Source organism: Mycolicibacterium sp. XJ870 (assembly GCF_053483975.1).
On record NZ_JBEFTI010000010.1, the window covers coordinates 127,398 to 151,760 of the forward strand.

A 24,363-nucleotide genomic window follows, 5' to 3' on the forward strand; every position below is an offset into this window, starting at 1 on the left:
TCTAGGCGAGAAGTTCGACGAGGGTGGCGTTGGCGGTGCCGCCACCTTCGCACATGGTCTGCAGCCCGTAACGAATACCGTTGTCGCGCATGTGGTTGATCATGCGGGTCATCAACACCGCACCCGATGCACCCAGCGGATGACCCAGTGCGATCGCCCCGCCCAGCGGGTTGAGTTTGCCTTCATCGGCGCCGGTCTCGGCCAGCCAGGCCAGCGGCACCGGCGCGAAAGCCTCATTGACCTCGAAGACGCCGACCTCGTCGAGGCTCACCCCGGCCTTGTGCAATACCTTCTCGGTCGCCGGGATGGGACCGGTCAGCATCAGCACCGGATCGGCACCGGTGACCGCACCGGCACGGTAGCGCACGATCGGCGAAAGACCCATTGTCACAGCGTTTTCCGCAGTCATGACCAGTAGCGCCGCGGCTCCGTCGGAAATTTGCGACGAATTTCCCGCGTGGATCACGCCGTCCTCGGCGAACGCCGGCTTCAGACCGGCGAGCTTCTCGACGGTTGTGCCTCGCCGCACGCCCTCATCGGCGATCACCGGATCACCGTCGTCGGGGAACACCGTGATCATTTGCGTCTCAAAGGCACCCGCGTCCTGCGCGGCGGCAGCACGTTCGTGCGAAGCGGCCGAGTACTCGTCCAACCGAGTCCGACCGAAGCCCCACTTCTGCGAGATCAGCTCGGCCGAGATGCCCTGGTTGAACGAGAAATCCCGGTACCGGTCAAGCACTTTCGGCCCGTACGGCTGGTCCGTGGCCCGGGCGGCGCCCAGCGGAACGCGGCTCATCACCTCGACACCGCCTGCGACGACGACATCCTGCTGACCGGACATCACGGCCTGCACGGCGAAGTCAAGCGCCTGCTGGCTGGACCCGCAAGCCCGGTTGACGGTGGTTCCGGGGATGTGTTCGGGCCAGCCTGCAGCCAGCACGGAGTAGCGGCCGATATTGCTGGACTGGTCACCCACCTGCGAGACGCAGCCCCACACCACGTCGTCGACGATCTCGGGGCTGATGCCCGCGCGCTCCACCAGCGCATTGAGCACCATCGCGGACAGGTCGGCGGCATGGACACCGGACAACCCGCCGTTGCGCTTGCCGACCGGAGTACGGACGGCTTCGACGATGACGGTTTCACGCATTGGACTGCTCCGATCTGGATGAGGAAGGCGAGTAGGCCGGGCCGATCGCGCCCTGCCCGCGCAGAGCCGCGATGTCCTCGGCTGATAGGCCCATACCTGCCAGGATGGCATCGGTGTGTTCGCCCAGGCCAGGAACCGCACCCATCGGTAGCTCGTAACCCGAGATCACCGGGGGCGGGAGCAGCGCCGAAATCTCGCCGTTGGGGGTGGCGACGGGCCGCCAGCGGTCACGGTCCTTGAGGTGCTGGTGCGCGATGACTTCACTGGGCCGGTTGTACCGCGAGTTGCCGATGCCCGCCTCGTCGGCGATCTGCTGTATCTCGGCGAGATCGTGCTCGGCACACCAGGTTCCGATCGCCTCGTTGAGAATATCCCGGTGCGCGCAGCGGTCGGAGTTGGTGGCGAAGCGGGGGTCCTCGGCCAGATCGGGGCGATTGATGATCTCGCGGGCCAGCCGCTGCCATTCCCTGTCGTTGGTGGTGCCGAGTACGACGGTCTGTCCGTCGCGGGTGGGAAATGCGCCGTACGGGGAGACCGCCGGAGAGCTCATACCCAGGGGCTGCTGGTCGATGCCCGAATGCTGGGTGTAGGTCAGCGGATATCCCATGATGTCGGTCATCGTGTCGAACAGGCTCACCGCCACCGCGGAGGCGGCACCGTCGGGTTCCCGTTGCCGACCGATGAGCAGCGCCATGATCGACAGCGCGGCATAGAGGCCGGTGGAGATGTCGGCAACCGGCGGACCGGGTTTCGCCGGCATGTCCGGATAACCGGTGACGGCACACGCCCCCGATTCCGCCTGGATCAGCAGATCATAGGCACGCTTGTGCGACAGCGGACCGCCGGTGCCGTAGCCGTCGATCTCGACGGGAATCACCCGCGGATGACGCTCTGCCAGATCAGCCGGCGACAACCCCATCCGGGCAATCGCGCCGGGCGCGAGATTGGACACCAGCGCGTCGGCACCGTCCAGCAACCGGTGCAGAACATCCAGGCCGGAAGCCGTTTTCAGATCGAGGGTGATCGATTCCTTGCCGCGGTTGGCCCAGACGAAGTGGGCGGCAAGGCCGTTCACCACATCGTCGTAGTCGCGGGCGAAATCTCCGCCCTTGGGGTTCTCCACCTTGATCACCCGCGCGCCGAAGTCGGCAAGTACCCGCGTGCACATCGGCGCGGACACCGCCTGCTCCAGAGCGACGATGGTGATGCCGGCCAGCGGCCCCGGATTGTCAGATCTCGGCATGCCCGTCACATAACCATGCCGCCATCGACCGGCAGCACCTGCCCGGTGATGTACGACGCGGCATCCGACGCCAGGAACACAAACGCGCCCGCGACCTCGGCCGGCTCAGCCCACCGCTTCAGCGGAATCCGGTTCATCATGTTGGCGGCGAACTTCTCATTGGTGCGGATGGTTTCGGTCATCGGTGTGGCCGCGAGCGGTGCGAGTGCGTTGACCAGGATGTTCTTGGCGGCCAACTCGCGGGCCAGCGACTTGGTGAATCCGACCAACCCGGCCTTGGCGGCCGAATAGTTGACCTGGCCGAGCGTTCCGGTGATCCCCGCCGCGGACGTGACGTTGATGACGCGGCCGGTGCCGTCGGTGGGCATGTGCGGCAAAGCCGCCTGCGTGCAGTGGAAGGTGCCCATCACGTGGACGTCGAACGTCAGCCGAAAGCTCTCGTCGGTCAGCTTGGGGAACATCGCAGGCGCGGTCACGCCGGCGTTGTTGACCAGGATGTGCAGCGCTCCCCCGCCGAGCCCCGCCGCCTGTGCCGCAGCCGCGTCGGCCGCCGCACGGTCACCGACGTCTAGTGCGCACGAGTCGGCCTTGCCGCCGTCGGTCCGGATTTTCTCGGCGACAGCGGCGGCAGCTTCGCCGTTGATGTCGGTGACCAGCACGGCGGCCCCGGCCTGTGCGAGCGCAGCGGCCGCGGCAGCGCCGATCCCGCCGCCGGCACCCGCGCCGGTGACCATGGCCGCGCGGCCGGTGAGATCGAACAGTGGGTTCAAGTCAGTAACTCCTCAGTAACTACGGGGTAGGCCCAGCACGTGTGAGCTCAGGAAGTTCAGGATCATCTCCTGGCTCACGGGGGCGATCTTCATCAGACGGGATTCCCGGAAGAACCGGGAGATGTTGTACTCCTCGGAGTAACCCATCCCGCCGTGTGTTTGCAAAGCGCGGTCTGCAGCATCGAAACCGGCATCGGCACAAAGGTATTTGGCCATGTTGGCCTCGCGTCCGCAGGGCTTGCCGTTGTCATAGAGCCAGGTGGCCTTGCGCAGGATCAGCTCGGCGGCGTCCAGGCGTGCCAACGAGTCGGCCAGCGGGAACTGGATGCCCTGGTTCATGCCGATGGGCCGGTCGAACACCACGCGCTCGTTGGCGTACTTGACCGCGCGGTCCAGCGCGACCCTGCCGATGCCCAACGCCTCCGCGGCGATGAGCATCCGCTCCGGGTTGAGCCCGTGCAAGATGTAGCTGAAACCCTTGCCCTCCTCACCGATGCGGTGCTCGACCGGCACCCGCAGGTCATCGATGAACAACTCGTTGGACGACACCGCATTTCGGCCCATCTTGCTGATGGGTCGGATGTCGACGTGGTCGCGGTCGAGGTCGGTGAGGAACAGCGACAGCCCGTCGGTCGGCTTTGCGACCTCGTCACGCGGAGTGGTCCGTGTCAGCAGCAGGATCTTCTCGGACTCAAGCGCTTTGGAGATCCAGACCTTGCGGCCGTTGACTGTGTAATATTCGCCGGAACCGTCCCGACTACGCTTGGCGAACGTGGTGATCCGCGAAGTGTCAAGGCCCGCACCGGGTTCGGTGACGCCGAAGCACACATGCAGATCCCCGTTCACGATCCGGGGCAGCGTGGCCGCCTTCATCTCGTCGGATCCGAAGACGACGACCGGCTGCATACCGAAGATGGACATGTGGATCGCGCTGGCGGCGTTCATCGCACCGCCGGACCGGGCGACTTCCTCGGCAAGGATGGTCGCTTCAGTGATGCCGAGGCCGTGCCCGCCGTACTCCTCGGGAATCGTCATCCCGAGCCAGCCGCCGGCGGCGATGGCGTCGTAGAACTCCTGGGGGAATTCGTGGGCCTGATCCTTGGTCATCCAGTAGTGGTCGTCGAATTTCGACGCCAGTTCGGCGACCGACTTGCGGATCAGCTCCTGGTCCTCGGTGAGCTCGAAATTCATACCGCCCGACACGTGTGTCTCCTAGCTACTCTTTGGCGCCGCTGACGACTTTGGCGTTGGCCTGGAAGTCGGCGAAACTCGTCTTCTCACCACTTCGTTCATGGCTCAGGGCACGGATGGACACGTCGTGGCCCTCGGCTTGCTTACGCAACGCGCCGACGGTCGCCTGATCCTTGGGAAGGTGAGCGAACGGCTCGAAATGGTACAGCCGCATGGCGTTTTCGTGGGTCATCTTGTTGATCTCGTCGTCGGTGACGTCGTAGGTGTCGAACACTGCCCACAGTTCCTCGGGCGCCCCCGGCCACATCGAGTCACTGTGCGGATAGTCCATCTCCCAGCAGATGTTGTCGATCCCGATCTCGTGGCGGTTCTTCACCCCGATCGGGTCGGAGATGAAGCACGTCATGAAGTGCTCACGGAACACCTCCGACGGCAACTTGTCACCGAAGTCCTGATGCGTCCACGTCGAATGCATCTCATAGGTGCGGTCCACCCGGTCCAGGAAATACGGAATCCACCCGGTGCCGCCCTCACTCAGGGCGATCTTGAGATCCGGATACGCCTTGATGGGCGCCGACCACAACAGATCCGCCGCGGCCTGCACGATGTTCATCGGCTGCAAAGTGATCATCACGTCCATCGGCGCGTCCGGGGCGGTGATCGCCAGCCTGCCCGAGGACCCGATGTGCACGTTCATCACCGTGTCGGTGTCCACCAGGGCCTCCCACAACGGCTTCCAGTACTCCAGGTCGTGGAAGCTCGGGTAACCCAGCGTCGACGGGTTCTCGGTGAACGTCAGTGAGTGCACGCCCTTCTTCGACACCCGCCGCACCTCGTCGGCGCACAGTTGGGGGTCCCAGATCGCCGGGATCGCCATCGGAATGAACCGCCCTGGATTGCTGCCGCACCACTCGTCGATATGCCAGTCGTTGTAGGCCTGCACCAACGCCAGCGAGAATTCGGCGTCCTCGGTGGCGAACAACCGAGCGGCGAAACCCGGGAACGACGGAAAGTTCATCGTCGCCAACACCCCGCCGGCGTTCATGTCCTTGACCCGCTCATCCGGGTCGTAACACCCCTTGCGGATCTCATCGAGACCCTGTGGCTCCAGCCCGTACTCCTCCTTGGGCCGGCCCGCCACCGCATTGAGCGCCACATTCGGAATCACCGTGTCGCGGAACTGCCAGGTGTCACTACCGTCCGGGTTGTGCACCAACCGCGGCGCCTCGTCCCGATACTTCGCAGGCAGATGATTCTTGAACATGTTCGGCGGCTCGATGATGTGGTCATCCACGCTGATCAAGATCATGTCTTCTTTTTTCATCTTGCTCCTCACGTCCGCGGTGGTCATGACAGGTTCTCCATTTCGGCGTCGACGCTCAGGCTGCATCGTGCGACAAGGTGCTCCACACCGGTTCTCTACTAGAGGAAACTAGCTTCTCGTCTACAGAGAATCAATGTCTGCCATCGTTGACGAGCGGGTTCAGCCTGGTCAGCCACCAACCGGGCGAGTTCCCATTGACCATTTGCCGAAAAGATGGAAACCTCTTAGTCGGAAATGAGAACCTGATTCTCGCCAGCGAGAGGAGGAGGGCACGTGCGCCTGCCCCCATTGCCCGCCGAAGAGTGGGATGACGAGGTGCTACGTGCGCTGTCGGTCATGCTGCCCGAGGAACGGCTCAATCCCGAGGGCGCGGGCACCGCGTTGTCGACGCTGGCCCGCCACCCGCGGCTCACAAAAGCGTTCCTGCGGTTCAGCAATCACCTGCTGTTCCGCTCGACGCTGGACGCGCGCATGCGCGAACTCGCCATCCTGCGGATCGCCCACCGCAGAAAGTGCGACTACGAGTGGTCGCACCACGTCTTCATCGGCAAGGCCGAGGGGCTCACCGATGAGCAGCTCGAGGGCATCAAGCGGGGCGAGGCCGACGACCCGCTCGACCAGACCGTGCTGAACGCTGTCGACGAACTCGATGAACAGTCGCGGATCTCCGATGAAACGTGGGCTGCGCTCAGCGAGCAACTCGACGAGCGCCAGCGCATGGACCTGGTTTTCACAATCGGCGGCTACGGCCTCATGGCCATGGCCTACAACACCTTTGGCATTGAGCCTGAAACCGGCTCGGAAGAAAGTAGGTAGACAAGTGGCACATTTCCCCAAACCTGCCGCGGGTAGCTGGACCGAGAACTGGCCCGAATTGGGCACTGCCCCGGTCAACTATGAGGATTCGATCGATCCCGAGCACTGGTTGCTCGAGCAGCAGGCGATCTTCAAGAAGACGTGGCTCAAGGTGGGCCGCGTGGAGCAGTTGCCCAAGAAGGGCAGCTACTTCACCCGCGAGATGCCGTCAGTGGGCCCGGGCACCTCGGTGATCATCGTCAAGGACAAGGAAAACGTCGTCCGCGCGTTCCACAATCTGTGCCGGCACCGCGGCAACAAACTGGTTTGGAGCGACTACCCCGGCGAGGAAGTCTCGGGTGTCTGCCGCCAGTTCACCTGCAAGTACCACGCCTGGCGCTACGCACTCAACGGCGATCTCACCTTCGTTCAGCAGGAGGGCGAGTTCTTCAACCTCGACAAGAGCGACTACGGACTCGTGCCCGTGCGCTGCGAGGTGTGGGAGGGCTTCATCTTCATCAACTACGACGACGACGCGGCCCCGCTGCGGGACTACCTCGGTGAATTCGCCGAGGGCCTCGAGGGTTACCCGTTCCACGAGATGACCGAGCACTACAGCTACCGCTCGGAGATCAACGCGAACTGGAAGCTGTTCATCGACGCATTCACCGAGTTCTACCACGCACCGATCCTGCACATGAAGCAGGCGGAGAAGGAGGAGGCCGAGAAGCTGGCCCAGTTCGGCTTCGAGGCGCTGGCCTACGACATCAAGGGCGACCACTCCATGGTGTCGTCATGGGGCGGCATGAGCCCTCCGAAGGACCTCAACATGGTCAAGCCCATCGAGCGCATCCTGCACAGCGGTCTGTTCGGGCCGTGGGACCGCCCCGACATCAAGGGCATCCTGCCCGACGAGCTACCGCCGGCCATCAACCCCGGCCGCCACAAGACCTGGGGCACAGACTCGTTCGAGTTCTTCCCCAACTTCACCCTGCTGTTCTGGGCGCCGGGCTGGTACCTCACCTACAACTACTGGCCGACCGCGGTCGACAAGCACATCTTCGAGGCCGACCTCTACTTCGTGCCACCGAAGAACCTGCGCGAACGGCTGTCCCAGGAACTCGCCGCGGTGACATTCAAGGAGTACGCGTTCCAAGATGCCAATACCCTTGAGGCAACCCAGACGCAGATCGGCACCCGCGTGGTTACGGACTTCCCGCTGTGCGACCAGGAGATCCTGTTGCGCCACCTCCACATGACCGCGCATCAGTACGTGGACAGGTACAAGGCGAGCCTCGAAGAAAAGGCAGCGAACGGGTCTGTGAACGGCGCCGCAACCACGAAGACCGAGAAGGAATCAGCAAATGTCTAAGTTGCCAGAGGAATTCGCCGACCTGGAGCGGTTCAGCGACTGGTGCCTGCCCACCGAGGAGGAGCGCTACGCCAAGCGCCTCGCCTCGACGATGGAAGAGATGCAGGAACTCTACGATGCCGGCATGGCGCGTCTCGAGGACATCATGGTCTACGTCGACGCGCGCTTCCCGCTCAAGGGGATGCCGGAGGACGCCAAAGCGCTGGTGCATCTGGGACAATCGATCGTCATGGTGAGCTTCCCCATCGAGGTGTGGAAGCAACCACGCGTGCTCGACAGCGGCGCCGCCTACATTCGACTGATCAAGGAGCCGGTGGTCTGAGGTGCTGACCCTCAAAGCAGCGGGTCTGGTTGACGTCGACGCCGGCGAGATCGTCCGGCCAGGCATCGTCAAGGTGGACGGTGACCGCATCGTTTCGGTCGGAGGAGAAGCTCAAGCCAGCCGTGTCGGCTCCGCCGACGAAGGCGACGTCATCGATCTCGGCGATGCGATCCTGCTGCCCGGCCTGATGGACATGGAAGTCAACCTGCTCATGGGTGGCCGGGGTGAGAACCCCGGCCTCTCCCAGGTGCAGGACGATCCGCCGACGCGGATGCTGCGTGCGGTCGGCAATGCCCGACGCACGTTGCATGCCGGGTTCACCACCGTGCGCAATCTCGGCTTGTTCGTCAAGACGGGTGGCTACCTGCTGGATGTGGCGCTGGGCAAGGCGATCGACGCCGGCTGGATCGACGGACCCCGCATAGTGCCTGCGGGCCATGCCATTACACCGACGGGCGGGCACCTCGACCCGACCATGTTCGCGGCGTTCATGCCGGGCGTGCTGGAGCTCACCATCGAGGAGGGCATCGCCAACGGCGTCGACGAGATCCGCAAGGCAGTGCGCTACCAGATCAAGCACGGCGCCCAGCTGATCAAGGTCTGCGTGTCGGGTGGCGTGATGTCGCTCACCGGCGAAGCTGGGGCACAACACTATTCGGATGAAGAGCTGCGGGCGATCGTCGACGAGGCGCATCGGCGAGGGCTGCGGGTCGCCGCGCACACGCACGGCGCCGAGGCGGTCAAACATGCAGTGGCGTGTGGCATCGACTGCATCGAGCACGGGTTCCTGATGGACGACGAAGCCATCCAGATGCTCGTCGACAACGACCGCTTCCTGGTCACCACCCGGCGGCTGGCGCAGGCTATGGATGTGTCCAAGGCTCCGAAGGTGTTGCAGGACAAGGCAGCCCAGATGTTCCCGAAGGCCGAGACCTCGATCAGGGCGGCGTACGAGGCCGGAGTCAAGATCGCCGTCGGCACCGACGCGCCGGCCATTCCGCACGGTAAGAACGCCGACGAACTGGTCACCCTGGTCGAGTGGGGCATGCCGCCGGCCGCGGTGCTGCGCGCCGCGACCGTGGTCGCCGCGGACCTGATCAACGTCACCGATCGAGGCCGACTCGCCGAGGGGCAACTCGCCGATATCATCGCGGTGCCGGGCAATCCGCTGCAGGACATCAGCGTTACACGAGATGTGAATTTTGTAATGAAGGGGGGTAGGGTCTACCGCAATGAGTACGCCAACCCGAACTGACGACCTGGTCGAAATTCAGCAGCTACTGGCCAAATACGCCGTGACGATCACGCAGGGCGATGTCGAGGGGCTGGTCACCGTCTTCACACCTGACGGCACCTACAGCGCTTTCGGTGAGACATACACGTTGAACCGGTTCCCGGTACTCGTCGACGCCGCCCCCAAAGGGCTGTTCATGACGGGCACGGCACTGGTCGAGTTTGACGACGACACCCGGGATACTGCAACGGGTACCCAGCCGCTGTGCTTCATCGAGCACTCCAAGCACGACATGCGTATCGGTTACTACCGGGACACCTATGTGCGTACCGATGACGGATGGCGATTGAAAACCCGTGCCATGACCTTCATCCGACGCAGCGGTGACCACGACCATGGACGCCCGCACGCGATCGGCAGGCCCGAAGCCGGATGACCGAGCTCCACGCCGAAGGTCGCGCTGCCGCGCTCCACGACCCGGCCACATTCCGTGCAGCACTGCAGGATTGGCTGTCCGAGAACGACCTGACCCCACCGGACGATCATTCGCTCGCCGGCCACATGCGCCAGTTCGCCCGAGTGCAGCGGGCGCTCTACGACGCCGGCTGGAGCCGCTACGGCTGGCCCGAGCACGCCGGCGGACTCGGCGGTCCGGCGATGTTGCGGGCCATCGTCGGCGAGCAAGTGGTGGGCCGCCGACTGGCCGAGCCCGGACCGTACTCGATGCTCGAAGTGCTGGCGCCGACGATGATCGACTACGCACCCGCTGAACTGGCCGCCGAGATGGTGCCGAAATTGCTCAGCGGCGAAGAGCAGTGGTGCCAGGGATTCTCCGAGCCGGGCTCGGGCAGCGATCTGGCGTCGCTGACGACGCGAGCCGTACAGCAGGGCGACAAGTACATCATCAACGGCCAGAAGGTGTGGACCAGTTTCGCCCAGTACTCGCACCGCTGCATCCTGCTCACCCGCACGGGCGACGCAGACACCCCCAACCACGAGGCGATCACTGCCTTTTTCGTCGACGTCGACACCCCCGGCATCACCGTGCGCCCGTTGCGCACCATGCACGATGTCGATGAGTTCTGCGAGGTGTACTTCGACGACGTAGCGGTCGACGCGAGTCGGATGCTCGGCAAGCCCGGCGACGGCTGGAAACTCGCGATGGATCTGCTGCCGTACGAACGCTCGACGTGCTTCTGGCAGCGCATCGCCTACCTGTACTCGCGGCTCGACGCGCTGATCGATGACGTCAAAGGTATCGGCCAGGCGGCGGACTCGGAGATGGGCGAGGCGTACCTGGCCCTGCACACGCTGCGGTGCCGGTCCCGCGCCACCCAGCATCGACTCGCAGAGGGGCACAAGCTCGGTCCGGACACCTCGATCGACAAGGTGTTGCTGGCCGGCGCCGAACAGAAGCTCTACGACACAGCCCGCGATCTGCTGCCGGGCGCCATCGAACTCGACGACACCGACTGGCGCACCGAATTTCTCTATTCGCGGGCCGCCACCATCTACGGCGGCACCGCCGAAGTACAGCGCAACATCATCGCTCGCCGACTGCTCGACCTCGGGAAGGAGTGACGATGGCCGCCCACATGGATAAAGAGTCACTCGAGTTACTCGAAAACACCTTGCGCAAGACCATGCTCGCAACGTCCGGCGCCGAGTTGGACGCTGCGCTCGCCGATTTGGGCTGGACCGAGATGTTGTCCGACATGTCCGAGCTGGCCATCCCGCTGGTGTTCCGGCTGCTCGGCGAAACGGGTTCACACGCATCGGTTCTCAACGACGTGGTGCTCCTGACCGCCGGCCGCGACGTCGGCACGACGACTCCGGCGCTGCCCTTCGCAGGTGGCGGCTGGGTGGTGTGGGACTACACGATGGAGACCGAGAGCTCGGCTCTCGGCGGGCTGCCGCTGCGCCGGGTCGACGAGGGCGGGCACCCACGACTGCCCGATGCCCGCCTTGCCGTGGGATGGTGGCTGGTCGGTGCGGCGAGGGCGATGCTGACCCTGGCCCGCGGCCATGCGCTCGACCGCGTCCAGTTCGGCAGGCCGATCGCATCGTTCCAGGCGATCCGGCATCGGCTCGCCGAGACGCTGGTGGCCATCGAAGGCGCCGAGGCGACGCTGAACCTGCCCGCCGAGGACAACCCCGATCTGACCGCGCTGCTGGCCAAGGCCGCCGCGGGCAAGGCCGCGCTCACGGCGGCCCGAAACTGCCAGCAAGTGCTCGGCGGCATCGGCTTCACCGAAGAGCACGACCTGCACCACCACGTGAAGCGGGTCCTGGTGCTCGACGCATTGCTCGGCAGTTCAAGGGAACTCACCCGGAAGGCCGGGGCGGGGTTGCGGGCCCGTGGCTCAGCACCCCGCCTGGCCCAGCTCTGATCTTCACGAGCGTGCGGGTCTGCTGCCCAACACGCCGCCTCCGGACAATATTTTGCGCACACTCGTGACGGGTCGAGTGTGCACGAACTGCTGCTGTGCGAAGGCGTGTCGGGCGGCAGACCCGCACGCTCGCGCTAATGAGGTAGCCCGCTGAGGTAGCCCGCGCTACGGGCTACGGGGTGAGCGGTTCGGCGAACACGGTCACCGTCGAGCGACCGCGCAAAACTGTGGAACCCCGCACCATCCAGTGCCGGCCCTCGTCAGCGTCGGCGCCGGCCAGTACGCTGCCCGAGCACAGCACCACCGTATCCCGGTCCTTCGCGTGGTCGGCCAGCCGCGCGGCCTCGTTGACCGCGTCACCGATAACCGTGTATTCATAGCGGTTTTCGGCACCGATGTTGCCGGCGAACACCGAGCCGTACGAGATGCCGACACCGGACTCCACGTCGGGCAGCTCACGGAGCCTCGGCACCAGGGCCCGTCCCGTCTCCAGCGCCGAGGACGCGGCGTTGTCCAGCCGCAGTGGCGCACCGAACACGGCCAGGATTGCGTCGCCCTCGAACTTGTTGATCAAGCCGTGGTTCCGTTCCACGGTATCGACCACGATCCGGAAGAAGCCGTTGAGCAACTGCGCGACTTCCTGTGGCGGCCGGGAGGCGCCCAGCGCCGTCGACCCCACCAGGTCGACGTAGAGGACCGCGACCTCACGCACGTCGCCGCTGGTTGCCCCACCTTGCTCCAGGGCGTGGCGCGCTACGTCGACACCCACATACCGGCCGAAGAGGTCGCGCAACCGGTTGCGCTCGGCCAGGCCGGTGACCATCCGGTTGAAGCCGTACTGCAGCCGGCCGATCTCGGACGGCTCGTACACCTTCACCGAGACCCCTGACCAGCCCCGCTCGACCGCCTTCATCGCCAGCACCACCTCGCGCACCGGGTCCGAGATCGAGCGTGCCACCAGAACCATCGACCGCATCCCGAAGACCAGCGAAACCATGGCCAGCGCCAGTACGGCCGCTTCCACCGGAGCATCTTTCTGCACGAACCAACCGTTGGAGCGGGCCAGCACGATCAGCGCGATACCCACGGTGGGCAAGCCACTGAACAACACCCAGATGGTGATCAGCCGGGCCAGCACGCCCGGCATCGGCGAGCTGGAGGCCGAGGAGGCGGTAAGCGACGCAGCCACGATCGGACGCAACATCCGTTGCGTCACCAGGAATCCCATGCACGCGGCAGCAACCCCGCCGAACAGGATCGCCCCGCCCATCACATAGGCCACTCCCCCGCCGAGGTCCCGGTTGACCACTGTGTACACCACCGCGCTGACCGCCCAGGTGGCGAACTGAACGATGAACTGGCGAGGCCCGATGCGCATCGCGGCGCGCTGCTGGTCCGGTGTTGGGTGTTGGCCTGCGGCAAACCATTTGAACGTCGGATGCACGTTGACGTAACCCACGGCGGTATCGATGATCGCGGCTGCCACCATCAACGCGATCATCGCGACCAGGTTCGCCTGGGTCAACAATTGCCGCGCGTCACCAACGGTGTTGCGACTCAGCGCCAGCACCACCAGCAGCACCGCCGTCGCGGCGGTGATCTGTGTGTAGGTCAGCCCGGCGGCGTAGCGCACACTGAGCCGAATGGCGCCCATATGAAGGGCTATTTGATGTTGGCCTTCATCTCGTTGATGTCCATCAGCACCGGCCAGCCGCTGACGCTCAACGCATTACCGTGACCGGTCTGGTGAATGTCGAACACCGACTGGATGGCAGCGTAGAAACCCTGAACATCAAGGGTCTGATTGACCGCGCGCTTGGCCTGGCGCAGCGCGAACGACGGCATCTTGGCGATCTGGCCGGCCAGTTCGATGGCCTGGGCATCGAGCTCGTCGCGCGGCACCACCCGGTTCACCATGCCGGTGCGTTCGGCTTCCTCAGCGGTCAGCGCCCGACCGGTGAACAGGATCTCCTTGGCCTTGCGGGCGCCGAGTTCCCAGGTGTGGCCGTGGTATTCGACGCCGCCGATTCCCATGAGCGCCACGGGATCGGAGAACAGCGCGTCGTCTGCGGCCAAGATGAGGTCGCACGGCCAGCACAGCAGCAGACCGCCGGATATGCACCGGCCCTGAACGGCCGCAATGGACGGCTTCGGCACGTTGCGCCAGCGCAACGTGTACTCGAGGTATCGACGCGACTCGTGCTCGATGAGGAACTCCAGCGTGATCTTGTCCGGCACGGGACCGCCACCGCGCAGGTCGTGCCCGGCGGAGAAGTGTTTGCCGTTGGCGCGCAAAACGATCACCTTCACCTCAGGGTCCTGCGCTGCCCTGGTCCACGCGGCGTCCAGTTCGTCGAGCAGTTCCGGATTCTGCGCGTTGGCGGCCTCGGGTCGGTTGAGCGTGATGGTGGCAATCGCCTCGGCGACGTCATAGTCGATGTACACGTGGCTTCCTCTGCTTTCTGGGAGCGGCTAGTTAGCGCTCGAACCAACCACTGCCACAGTCCTCAGCAATACCGCGCACTGTGTCCGGTGGCACGGAGACGATGAGAGGCCCTTCTTTGCGAAAGGCTTCTATAATTCCCGTCATGAGAATACTATTCTCACCGTACGAAAGTTACAATCTCCGACACGTTGGCCGCGAGGGGGTCTGGCACCACAATGGCAAGGCGTTCTCCGGTACAGTCAGTTCATGTTCTCCCGACTCGGCACGCATCTGAGCTGCCTGTGACCAGCGCTGGCGAAGAACCCGCCTGGAAGCAACGGGCAGTCGAGCGGTCGATCAAAACCGCCAAATTGCGCGCCGCCCAGCGCGTGCAGCGCTTCTTGGACGCCGCGCAGGCGATCATCATCGAAAAGGGCAGCACCGATTTCACCGTGCAAGAGGTCGTCGACCGCTCGCGGCAGTCATTGCGGAGCTTCTACCTGCAATTCGACGGTAAGCACGAGCTGCTGTTGGCCCTGTTCGAGGACGCCCTGAGCCGCTCGGCCGATCAGATCCGCGCAGCGACCGCGAATCACACGGACCCCCTTGAGCGGCTGAAAGTGGCGATCGAGCTGCTGTTCGAGTCGTCACGGCCGGACCCGGCGGCCCAACGGCCGCTGTTCACCGACTTCGCTCCGCGGCTATTGGTATCGCATCCATCCGAGGTCAAGGTCGCGCACGCGCCGCTGTTGGCCCTGCTCACCGAGCTGATGGTCGACGCCTCGGAAGCCGGCGTACTGCGCGAGGGCATCAACCCGCGCCGGATGGCGGCGATGACGATGCAGACGGTGATGTTCGTCGCGCAGTCGAGCGGCGGCATTGACGAGGCCACGCCAAACCCCATCACGGCCGACGAAGTCTGGGACTTCTGCGCCAACGGATTCGCCGCCACAGCTAGCTGAGAATTCCGTTCTCCTATAATAAGAACCCGCCTTACACTGGGCGGCGTAGCTAATCTCCGGTCCGACCCGTATCGCGTCGTCCAGTGGTCCACCGGAACCATCGGGTCCCGCGCGCTGCGCGTCGTCATCGAACATCCACACCTTCAACTCACCGGCGTTTACGTCTTCGACGGCTCCCGACTGTGCGCTCTACATGCCGGTCGCCCCTGCACATCGACGTGCGAATGCCGGTTCCCGCTGGATCGCCTGGCCGCTATTTCACCGGGTTACGCCGCCAATCGGGCGGTGTAACCCGTCCCCGACATGCGCGCCCGCGCACCCGGCAGTCATTCCACGCTGAATCTCTCCCAAATCGCCACGCGCTGAGCTCGCGAGAAGATGATTCTTCTAAGCAGAGAGTACAAATTGCCTCAAACGAGTCCGCCGTTGACACAATGGTAGGCCGGTGACAGAGTGCTGAGCAGGTGCACAGATTTCGCCGAAGTCGCATCAATTCACGTACTACAGAACTGAGGTAACCAATGACTGGACGGGTGGAGGGAAAGGTCGCTTTCGTCACCGGCGCGGCCCGCGGCCAGGGTCGCAGCCACGCACTGCGGCTGGCCCAGGAGGGCGCCGACATCATCGCCATCGACATCTGCGGGCCGATCCGGCCGGGCGTGGAAACCGCCATCCCGGCATCGACTTCCGATGACCTGGCCGAGACCGCGAACCTGATCAAGGGTCTCAACCGTCGCGTCGTCACCGCCGAGGTCGACGTCCGCGATGCTGCAGCCATCAAGGCCGCCGTGGACAGCGGCGTCGAGCAACTCGGCAGGCTCGACATCATCGTCGCCAACGCCGGCATCGGCAACGGCGGCGACACTCTCGACCAGACCAGTGAGCTGGACTGGGACGAGATGATCGACATCAACCTCTCGGGCGTCTGGAAGTCGGTCAAAGCCGGTGTGCCTCACCTCATTGCCGGTGGCCGTGGCGGCTCCATCGTCCTGACCAGCTCAGTGGGTGGGCTCAAGGCCTACCCGCATTGCGGCAACTACGTGGCGGCAAAGCACGGCGTCGTCGGCCTGATGCGGGGCTTCGCAGTGGAGCTGGGCCAGCACAACATCCGCGTCAACACCGTGCATCCCACGCACGTCGCGACCCCGATGCTGCACAACGAGGGCACCTTCAAGATGTTCCGGCCCGACCTGGAGAACCCGGGCGCCGATGACATGGCGCCGATCTGCCAGATGTTCCACACCCTGCCGATCCCGTGGGTCGAGGCCGTCGACATCAGCAACGCCGTGCTCTTCCTGTCGTCTGACGAGGCGCGTTACATCACCGGCGTGACGCTTCCGGTCGACGCGGGTAGCTGCCTGAAGTAGGACCGGATCCTTAGCCCGGTCCCAACGTAGGGGCACCGGTCTGCGGGTGGTTGTACCAGCCGCCCGCAGCCCGGGTGCCGCCGTCGACGTGAATGGTCTGGCCGGTGATGTAGCTGGACATGCCGGAGGCCAGAAACACTGCTGCTCCGGCAATTTCGTCGACGTGGCCGGGCCGGCTCATCGGTATGCCGTCGGCGATACCCGGCGGCAGACCGGCAGGAGACAGCCGCAGCAGACCCTCGGTCAGGGTGAGGTCCGGCGCCAGTGCGTTGACCCGAATGTCGTGCTGCGCCAGTTCGAACGCTGCGGTCTGCGTGTAGTTGATCACGCCGGCCTTGGCAGCGGCGTAGGCCGCGTAGCGCGGCGCCGCGCGCACACCCTCGATCGACGTGAGATTGATGACGCTTCCCGGCATTTCGGCTGCGACCAGCTGCCGAGCGACACGCTGTGTGCACAACAGCACGTGGCGCAGGTTGCTCCGGTAGAGCGCATCCCAGCCGTTCTCACTGGTTTCCAGCAGCGGCGAGGCGAACACGCCGCCGGCGTTGTTCACCAGGATGGTGACCGCTCCTAGCTCAGAGGTGGTGCGTGCCAAGGCGGCGTCCACCTGTTCGGAATCGCGGACGTCGGTGACGATGCCGAGTGCGCCGATGGCTTCTGCTGCCGCCGCGCAACTTTCCTCGTCACGCTCCCAGATCGCCACTGATGCCCCGAACGCCGCCAGTCCGGCCGCGATGCCGCGGCCGATCCCGGTGCCACCGCCGGTGACGACCGCGACACGGCCGGTGAGCATGATGTCAGAAGGATTGATAGCCACAGTATTTGAGGCTAGCGGTATCGCGCCTCAGCGTGCGGCTTTACGACGTCCGCCCACGCCCGGTTCAGTTCCGATCACGCCGTCATCGACCAACGCGGCGATGTCGTCTTCGTCCAGCCCCAACTCCGCCAACACCTCGTAGTTGTGCTCGCCCAGCAACGGTGCCGGCTCCCGGTGGAACTCCCGCGGCCCGTTCGCCAGAGTCACGGGCAGAGTGCTGTGCGGAGCGGCTGTGTTCACCGGGTGTCCGACGTGTTCGAAGAAGCGCCGGTGCCACAGCTGCGGCAACTCCGACTGGCGGTGCGGCTGCATCACTTTGGCCACCGGCACTCCGGCGGGCCACAGGGTGCCCACGATGTCGTCACCGCTTCGGGGCGCGCACCACGCGGCCAGCTTCTCATCGATCAGGTCGTGCTGCGCGCGCCGGCCTGCGGCCGTGGACAGTTCAGGATCGCGCGCCCAGTCCGGCCGTCCTATCGCCTCCCGCAGCGCTTCCCACTGAGCATCGGTGCTCACCGCGATCGCGACCCAGCTGTCGGCACGGTCGAACTCATCGATATCGGCGGTCTGGTACAGGTTCTGCGGAGCTGAAACCGGGCCACGGTTGCCATCACGCTGCAACAGCACGCCGTACGCCGAACACTCGATGACCTGTTCGGCGGCAATATTGAGGGCGGCGTCCACCATGGCGGCCTCGACAAGAACGCCCTCGCCCGTGCGCCGGCGGTGCTCCAGCGCCAGCATCAGGGCGTTGAACGCGTGGATGCCGGCATTGGGATCGCCAACCGAATACGGCTCGAACGGCGTCCGATCCGGATATCCGGTGAGCCAGCTCAGGCCAGAGGCGTCCTCGATGATGTAGGCGAAGGCAGGATTGTCGCGCCACGGCCCGTCCAAGCCGAAACCGGGCATCCGCAACATGACGATGTCCTCGCGCAGCGCACGCACCGATTCGAAATCCAACCCGATCTGATCGATCACCCGCGGAGTGAAGTTCTCCACCACCACATCACACCGGGCGATCAGGCGGTGCAGTAGGTCGCGGCCCTGCTCGGTCTGGAAGTCGAGCGTCAGTCCCTTTTTGTTTGTGTTGAGCGCGCTGAAGATCGGCGACCGCTCCCACCACTGCTCCTCGGACGCCGGGATTCCCGCGATCAACCGGGTGCCGTCCGGCCTGGCGGTGGACTCCAGGTGGATGACCTCGGCGCCGAGCATGCCCAACAGGTGCGTGCACGACGGCCCCGCCCAGAACGTCGTCATATCCAAGACCCGCAATCCGCTGAACGGCAACCGGTCACGGTCGGGCGCCCGGTCCGGCGCGGGCCGCGGCGTCAGGGCCCGGGCACGCATCTCTTCGGTGTGCTCGCCGAGCCGGGGTGCCGCGGCGGCCGGCTGTAACGGAACACCGCCGAGTCGATACGGGTGGTCAGGTTGGGTGAACCCGTCGGGGTGAGGCACGAACGCACCGCGCTGCACGAAATGGTCCATCCCCGTGACATTCTCACCATTACCCACCGGGGAGTTGGGGATCCGGAACGCCGAAGCCAAATCACGAACGTCGTCGACCTTCTGATCCCTCAGCCACTCGTAGAGTTCCTCTGCGTGCAGGTTCGCCTGCTCGGTGATGGTGAGTTCCGTGGTCTCATCGATCCACTCATCGTGACCCGACATCGCGCACAGATCCCACCACTGCTGGGCCGTGCCGCAGCCCAGCGCCACCAGACCGTCGGCGGCCTGCGCCACGCCGGGCACGGTGGGTCTGCGTTCGGTGCGCCAGGGCCGTCCCAGCATCTCGAAGTAGGTGACGGGATAGTAGGTCAGGCACAGGATCTGGGCTTCGAGCATGGACAGGTCGATCAACTCGCCGTGCCCGTCGCGCTGCGCGCGCAACCGGAACGCCAGCGTCATCGCGGCGGCATAGGCACCCGCGAGCCAGTCCCCCACCTGGCCGCCGATCGTCACCGGCGCCCGATCCTGAGTCCCGCGACCGATACCGATCGCGCCACCCGACCACGCCTGCAGGGTGAACTCGGTGGCGGCCCGGTCGTGCCATGGACCATCCAGGCCGAACGGGGTGATGGCGGTGACGATGAGGTGCGGATGGCGTCGGTACAGCTCGCCCGGCGACAAACGCTGCGCCACCGGCGATTCCGGCGACCACAGCACCGCATCCGCCGAGGCAACCAGCCGATCCAACAGCTCGAGATCGACGGGCGCGGCCGGGTCGATGACGACGCTGCGTTTCGCCCCGGCCAGGAAGCTGAACAACGCGCCGTGGCCATCGGGCGGGATCGCTGCCCCCGAAGCCGACCACAGGCGCAGCGGGTCGCCTTCCGGTGCTTCGACTTTGACGACATCGGCGCCGCCGTCGGAGAGAATCCTTGTGGCATACGCCCCGGCGATCCCGCTGGTCAGGTCGACGACGCTGTACCCGGTCAGTGGTGAACTCATGCGACCTATTCCGGTTTGTTCCGGTTCTTCTTGCTCAGCCTGAAATCGGGTGGGAACTTGCTGTCGTTGTCGTTGACCGCGGCCGACAGACCGGAATCGATCGACTCGAACATGTCCAGGTCGTCGTCGCTGTCGTTGGCCACGCCGTTGCCCATCGACTCGAAGAACGCGCTGAGCAGACTGCCCATGTACTCACCCTGCTGCTGTTTGAAGATCTCGAAGAACATCTTCTGCTGAAAGACCGTGTCCACCGGGCGGTTCCGAGTGCAGGCCATCGCGTACTTGGCCACCTCGGCCTCCAGCTGATCCCGCGGCACCACCTTGTTCAGGAAGTTGCAGTCGTACATCTCCGCGGCGGTGAACGGCCGGCCGGTGAACACCATCTCCTGGAATTTGCGCAGGCCCATCATCTGGACCCACGTCCACATCCGTGGGCCCCAGCCGTGATACCGGAACGACGGATGCCCGAACAGCGCATCATCGGAAGAGATCACCAGATCGGCGTCGGCGCATTGGTAGAAGTGCCAGCCGTAGCAGTAGCCCTTCGCCTCGACGATGCTGATCTTCTTGAAATCCTGCAGCGCCCGGTTACCGGCCTGCGAGTTGGCGTACCAGGAGCTGATGGTGGCGCCGTTGCGGAACGTGCCCTTTGGCGGATAGGTCACCTCGCCGACACCGTCATCCTCCAGCCGCAACTCGGCCAGTCGCACCGCCGGATTGTCGTTGCCCTCCATGAACTCCGGCAGATCGGCGCCGCTGCCCAGGTTGTCACCCACTCCCCGGACGATCACGACCTTGACGTCGTTGTCCGCGTTGGCAGCGCGCAGCACATCTGCGTACCGCAACCGGGCCAACGACGTCGGGGCGTTGAGGAACTCGGGACGGTTGAACGTGATGGTGGCGATCTTGGTCTTGGGATCCTTCTCGTAGAGGATGATCTCCTCAGGACTGGGCCGACCCGCGGCCGGCTGCTCAGCCATTGACGGCACCGACCGCCTGGTTGAACGATGGGCTGGCCGTGAGTACCTCAGGCCCGTCGGCGGTGATCAACACCGCGTCGCGGCGGAACACCGCACCGATGCCGCCCTCCCACACGTAAGCCGTCACCGCGAGCACCGTGCCCGGGTCGAGTCGTTCGGCCGCCGACGTCTGCGGCAGATCCGGGGAGACCACCGGCGGATCGAAACCGAGCCCGAGTCCGTGGGCGACCGGCATCGGGGGCATCGGCTCCCCTGCGGCGCTGTACGCCGCGAAGAGGTCAGCGGCCGACGCACCCGGCCGGCAGGCCGCGACGAGCCTGTCCCACAGCTCATTTGACCGCGCATACAGGGCGTCTGCACCCTTGACCTCGCCGACGGGCCAGGTACGCCCGACCTCGCCGACATAGCCGTTGGCCAACGCACCGGAGGCCAACGCCACGAGATCACCTTCTGACACCTTGCGGTCGCGGCGGCCCACCCGCCACGTGTGCTCGCGCGGTGTGATCCAGGCTCCGTCCTGGGTGGCCGACGTGCTCACCCCGCCGGCGGTCATCGCCTCCAACATGACTCCGGTGAGAGCCTGCTCCGTGGTTCCCGCTGCGAGCCCGGCCACCGCGGCGGCCAATCCGTCCTCGGCCACGCTGAGCGCACCACGGAGGGCGACGATCTCCTCGTCGGTCTTCACCCGACGTGCGGCCCGCATCGCCGCCTCACCGTCGACGAGCGCGGCGTTGGGGAACGCCATGGGTAGCAGCTGACCGAATGTCGGTGACATGGCGTCGGTTCCGACCCGTTTCGCGTCTGCGGCGCCGTCGATCTTCTTCAGCACCTCGATGAGTGTCATCGGGTTCCATGCCAGGCCGTAGAGGTGGTCGTGGCCGATCTCGTCCGGAATGCCTTCGTCCCAGGTGCTGTTCAGATGGATCTCACCGGTCCCGCGGACCACCACGCAGATCGGGGCGAACGGGCGAGTACCCGCGACCCAGAGTTGCGGCGCACCGGTCACGTAACGCACGTTGGCCTGGCGGCCGAGCACGAGGATGTCGAGATCGTTGGCCTCCATCTGGGCCAGTGCGCGTTCGCGGCGCCCGGTCCGCAATGCGAAGTCGTCGGGCAGGATCTCTGTGCTCATGCGCTCAGTCCATATGGTGCGTAGGGGTAATCGGTGATCGACTGATAGCCGTCCTCGGTGATGACCACGATCTCCTCACTGCGGTAGCCGCCGGTGCCGTCTTCCCACACCACCGGTTCGAGCACGAGCACCATCCCGGCCGGGAAGATGAAGTTGTCATCGAATTCCTGACCGAGATCCGTTCCGATCATCGGCATTTCGGCGGCATTGGTGCCGATGCCGTGACCCAGGTAGAAGTGCGGAAGCCACGGTTTGGCCCCGCCGTTGGCGGCGATGGCGGCGCGCGCCAGGTCCCCACACGAGGCGCCGGCCCTGGTCACCGCGAGCACGGCGTCGAGAATCTCCCGCCACTTGGCGAACTGCGCGTGCTGGCGGGCCGAGGGTTCCTCGCCGATCAGCCAGGTACGGCCGAAGTCCGAACAGTAGCCCTCATAGGTGATGCTGACATCGGTCCAGAGCACGTCGCCCTTCGCCAGTTCTTTTTCCGTCGTCAGCAACGGCAGTGCGAGATCACCGGTCGTCGTCCAGACCGCGCCGCTGTCCCGGGTGGTGGGCATCACCTGCCAGATGGCTTCCAGCATGTTGGCCGTGGCGCCCAGTTCGAAGGCCCGACGGACGAATTGCGCCGACAGATCGATCTGGCGCACACCGGGGGCGAGCGAGGACTGCACGTCGACGACAGCCTGCTCGGTGATGCGGCAGGCTTTACGGATGGCAGAGATCTGATCGATCGTCTTGACCAGCTTGGCCGGGCCGATCACCTGTGCGGCATCGGACGGCGGTCCGGCGCGGAACAGCCGATCCACACTCCGGCGCATCGCGCCGGTGAGCTCGTCGACCGCGATGGTCGCGCCGGCGGGGACGAGGCCGGCCAGGATCCTGGCGAAATTCTCGACGCCCTCCTCGAATTCGAGGTACAGCGGTCCGTGCACATGGTCGGCGGGCAGCTCCGAATCGAACGAGCTGCCCTCCCGGAACGGCATGAACAGGTGGGGATGCTCGTCGTCGGCCAGCACTACGGCCACCGGTCGCTCGACGTGGGACAGCCCCGCGTCCAGGAGCGGCCAGCTGGCGCCGGTCGCGTAGACCACGTTGCCGTTGCCGAGCAGCACGAGTGCGTCGACGCCCTTGTCCCGCATCGAATCACGCAACCGCGCACCGCATTCGCGGTACATCCGGCCAAGGTCGGGGAGCTCCGGAATGTCGAGCACTACGGTTCCCGACCGAGTGGCCGAACCGACAGAAGTCACTGTCATGAGACCCCCAGGAAGTTCTTGATGTTGGTGCTCACGATCTTCACGGCATTCTCCGGGCCGACCGCCTCGACGACACTGGCCAACGACTTCTCCGAGTAGCCGAAGGTGCTCTCGTTGTGCGGGTAATCGCTCGACCACATCACGTTGTCCACGCCGATGTCATCGATGAGGCGCAGGCCGAGCGGATCGACCATGAACGAGGCACTCATGTGCCTGTTCCAGTAGTGCCGGACGTCGTGGGACAGCTGATGGTTGAACATGTGCTGATACGAGGCCAGCATGTGCTCGGCATCCTGCAGAGCGGTTGGTACCCAGGCGATTCCACCTTCGAACCAGCCGATGTTGAGCTTGGGGTGGCGGTCCAGGATGCCGGAGAAGACGTACTTGGCGAACTGCTCGCGGAACGAGTCGACGTTGACCATCATGCCGACGACGACGCTGTTGTTCTCGCACGGCGTCTTCGGCGGGGTCTCGCCGATGTGATGGCTGACCGGCAGACCCGCCTCCTCGATCTCGTCCCAGACGGCGTCCATCGACGCGCTGCCGTAGTCGTAGATGTTGCCGTCGTCGTCCTTGCCGGGGTTCAGGGGCAGCAGGAAGGTCTTGAGCCCCAACGCCTTCAGCTCTTCGAGCGTGCTCCGGGTCCCTTTGGGGTCCCACCAGTTGATCAGCCCGACGCCGTAGAAGTGACCGTTGCTTCGTTCCTGCAGGTCGGCGATGTGCTCGTTGTAGATCCGGAACACCCGTTCGCGCAACGACTTGTCCGGGTAATGAAAAAGGGCCAGCACCGCGTTGGGGAACGCCAGTTCCTTGTCGATCCCGTCCTCTTTGAGTTCACGGATCCGCGCCTCGATGTTGTTCGACGCGGCGCCCGCGAGGTCGTCGTACTGCATCAGCACGCGGCCGAAGTCACCACCGGTCCAGGCCTTGCCCTTCATGCCGACCATGTAGGCGCCATCCTCGTACCAGATGCGCGGCGCCGCACCCTTGAGCTCTTCGGGGAAGCGCTCGTAGAAGATGTCGTCGGCCACCGAGATGTGGTTGTCGGCGGAGAAGATCTCCGTGCCTTCAGGAAATCCGGTGAGTCCGTCCGCTGAGGCATGGCCGTGCCGGTCCTTCGGCGCACCGAAACCTTCTGGTGGATAGAGCGTTGCGGTCAGGGATGACATTGGGGGCACTCCA

Annotated in this window: 22 protein-coding genes; 9 read left to right on the top strand and 13 right to left on the bottom strand. The window is 65.0% G+C overall.

What is annotated here, in order from left to right; all coding sequences use genetic code 11:
• Position 1 precedes the first annotated feature (1 nt).
• Genes ABQF30_RS26580 through ABQF30_RS26600 form a run of 5 tightly spaced genes read right to left on the bottom strand, consistent with a single transcriptional unit; the run spans position 2 to position 5,678 of the window.
• Positions 2 to 1,150: a thiolase family protein gene (locus ABQF30_RS26580; protein WP_448469468.1), complete on the bottom strand. Its 1,149-nt coding sequence runs from the start codon at positions 1,148 to 1,150 to the stop codon at positions 2 to 4.
• Entirely contained in the window at positions 1,143 to 2,393 is a 1,251-nt protein-coding gene (locus ABQF30_RS26585; protein WP_448469470.1) for a CaiB/BaiF CoA transferase family protein, read from the bottom strand. The genes ABQF30_RS26580 and ABQF30_RS26585 overlap by 8 nt, the downstream gene beginning before the upstream one ends.
• Positions 2,394 to 2,398: 5 nt before the next feature.
• Complete coding sequence (locus tag ABQF30_RS26590; RefSeq protein ID WP_448469472.1) at positions 2,399 to 3,163, bottom strand: SDR family NAD(P)-dependent oxidoreductase; 765 nt, start codon at positions 3,161 to 3,163, stop codon at positions 2,399 to 2,401.
• Positions 3,164 to 3,175: 12 nt separating this feature from the next.
• Positions 3,176 to 4,354, bottom strand: a complete 1,179-nt coding sequence (locus ABQF30_RS26595; RefSeq protein ID WP_448469694.1) for an acyl-CoA dehydrogenase family protein — start codon at positions 4,352 to 4,354, stop codon at positions 3,176 to 3,178.
• A 25-nt stretch (positions 4,355 to 4,379) separates the two neighbouring features.
• Positions 4,380 to 5,678 carry an amidohydrolase family protein gene (locus tag ABQF30_RS26600; protein ID WP_448469696.1) on the bottom strand — a complete coding sequence of 433 codons (1,299 nt, stop codon included), beginning with the start codon at positions 5,676 to 5,678 and terminating at the stop codon, positions 4,380 to 4,382.
• 273 nt (positions 5,679 to 5,951) lie between these two features.
• Here ABQF30_RS26600 and ABQF30_RS26605 point away from each other — a divergent pair, with 273 nt between their 5' ends.
• The 7 genes from ABQF30_RS26605 to ABQF30_RS26635 are packed head-to-tail and all read left to right on the top strand — an operon-like array spanning position 5,952 to position 11,791.
• A complete protein-coding gene (locus tag ABQF30_RS26605; protein WP_448469474.1) occupies positions 5,952 to 6,494 on the top strand; it encodes a carboxymuconolactone decarboxylase family protein in 543 nt (180 codons plus the stop codon).
• A 4-nt stretch (positions 6,495 to 6,498) separates the two neighbouring features.
• Positions 6,499 to 7,845 (top strand): aromatic ring-hydroxylating oxygenase subunit alpha, encoded by a 1,347-nt coding sequence (locus tag ABQF30_RS26610; protein ID WP_448469476.1) that lies wholly within the window; start codon positions 6,499 to 6,501, stop codon positions 7,843 to 7,845.
• A complete protein-coding gene (locus tag ABQF30_RS26615; protein ID WP_448469478.1) occupies positions 7,838 to 8,167 on the top strand; it encodes a hypothetical protein in 330 nt (109 codons plus the stop codon). The genes ABQF30_RS26610 and ABQF30_RS26615 overlap by 8 nt, the downstream gene beginning before the upstream one ends.
• Position 8,168: 1 nt before the next feature.
• A complete protein-coding gene (locus tag ABQF30_RS26620; protein WP_448469480.1) occupies positions 8,169 to 9,422 on the top strand; it encodes a metal-dependent hydrolase family protein in 1,254 nt (417 codons plus the stop codon).
• Complete coding sequence (locus tag ABQF30_RS26625; protein ID WP_448469482.1) at positions 9,400 to 9,837, top strand: nuclear transport factor 2 family protein; 438 nt, start codon at positions 9,400 to 9,402, stop codon at positions 9,835 to 9,837. The genes ABQF30_RS26620 and ABQF30_RS26625 overlap by 23 nt, the downstream gene beginning before the upstream one ends.
• Entirely contained in the window at positions 9,834 to 10,982 is a 1,149-nt protein-coding gene (locus ABQF30_RS26630) for an acyl-CoA dehydrogenase family protein (RefSeq protein WP_448469484.1), read from the top strand. Before ABQF30_RS26625 ends, ABQF30_RS26630 begins: the two co-directional genes overlap by 4 nt.
• Positions 10,983 to 10,984: 2 nt before the next feature.
• On the top strand, positions 10,985 to 11,791 hold the full coding sequence (locus ABQF30_RS26635) for an acyl-CoA dehydrogenase family protein (protein WP_448469486.1): 807 nt from the start codon (positions 10,985 to 10,987) through the stop codon (positions 11,789 to 11,791).
• Positions 11,792 to 11,963: 172 nt separating this feature from the next.
• On the opposite strand, the gene ABQF30_RS26640 is transcribed toward ABQF30_RS26635, so the two are convergent.
• Positions 11,964 to 13,445: an adenylate/guanylate cyclase domain-containing protein gene (locus ABQF30_RS26640; protein WP_448469488.1), complete on the bottom strand. Its 1,482-nt coding sequence runs from the start codon at positions 13,443 to 13,445 to the stop codon at positions 11,964 to 11,966.
• Positions 13,446 to 13,453: 8 nt separating this feature from the next.
• On the bottom strand, positions 13,454 to 14,236 hold the full coding sequence (locus tag ABQF30_RS26645; protein ID WP_448469490.1) for an enoyl-CoA hydratase: 783 nt from the start codon (positions 14,234 to 14,236) through the stop codon (positions 13,454 to 13,456).
• 282 nt (positions 14,237 to 14,518) lie between these two features.
• Here ABQF30_RS26645 and ABQF30_RS26650 point away from each other — a divergent pair, with 282 nt between their 5' ends.
• Complete coding sequence (locus ABQF30_RS26650; protein WP_448469492.1) at positions 14,519 to 15,178, top strand: TetR/AcrR family transcriptional regulator; 660 nt, start codon at positions 14,519 to 14,521, stop codon at positions 15,176 to 15,178.
• A 521-nt stretch (positions 15,179 to 15,699) separates the two neighbouring features.
• Positions 15,700 to 16,545 carry a mycofactocin-coupled SDR family oxidoreductase gene (locus ABQF30_RS26655; protein ID WP_448469494.1) on the top strand — a complete coding sequence of 282 codons (846 nt, stop codon included), beginning with the start codon at positions 15,700 to 15,702 and terminating at the stop codon, positions 16,543 to 16,545.
• Between the two features lie 10 nt (positions 16,546 to 16,555).
• Here ABQF30_RS26655 and ABQF30_RS26660 read toward each other — a convergent pair whose 3' ends face one another.
• Genes ABQF30_RS26660 through ABQF30_RS26685 form a run of 6 tightly spaced genes read right to left on the bottom strand, consistent with a single transcriptional unit; the run spans position 16,556 to position 24,350 of the window.
• Positions 16,556 to 17,362: an SDR family NAD(P)-dependent oxidoreductase gene (locus ABQF30_RS26660; protein WP_448469496.1), complete on the bottom strand. Its 807-nt coding sequence runs from the start codon at positions 17,360 to 17,362 to the stop codon at positions 16,556 to 16,558.
• A gap of 27 nt (positions 17,363 to 17,389) precedes the next feature.
• Positions 17,390 to 19,813 carry a CaiB/BaiF CoA transferase family protein gene (locus ABQF30_RS26665; RefSeq protein WP_448469498.1) on the bottom strand — a complete coding sequence of 808 codons (2,424 nt, stop codon included), beginning with the start codon at positions 19,811 to 19,813 and terminating at the stop codon, positions 17,390 to 17,392.
• 5 nt (positions 19,814 to 19,818) lie between these two features.
• Positions 19,819 to 20,793, bottom strand: coding sequence for an enoyl-CoA hydratase/isomerase family protein (locus tag ABQF30_RS26670; RefSeq protein WP_448469500.1), 975 nt, complete (start codon positions 20,791 to 20,793; stop codon positions 19,819 to 19,821).
• Complete coding sequence (locus ABQF30_RS26675; RefSeq protein WP_448469502.1) at positions 20,786 to 21,925, bottom strand: M24 family metallopeptidase; 1,140 nt, start codon at positions 21,923 to 21,925, stop codon at positions 20,786 to 20,788. Before ABQF30_RS26675 ends, ABQF30_RS26670 begins: the two co-directional genes overlap by 8 nt.
• On the bottom strand, positions 21,922 to 23,181 hold the full coding sequence (locus ABQF30_RS26680) for a M24 family metallopeptidase (RefSeq protein ID WP_448469504.1): 1,260 nt from the start codon (positions 23,179 to 23,181) through the stop codon (positions 21,922 to 21,924). Before ABQF30_RS26680 ends, ABQF30_RS26675 begins: the two co-directional genes overlap by 4 nt.
• Positions 23,178 to 24,350, bottom strand: coding sequence for an amidohydrolase family protein (locus tag ABQF30_RS26685; RefSeq protein WP_448469506.1), 1,173 nt, complete (start codon positions 24,348 to 24,350; stop codon positions 23,178 to 23,180). Before ABQF30_RS26685 ends, ABQF30_RS26680 begins: the two co-directional genes overlap by 4 nt.
• Positions 24,351 to 24,363 lie beyond the last annotated feature (13 nt).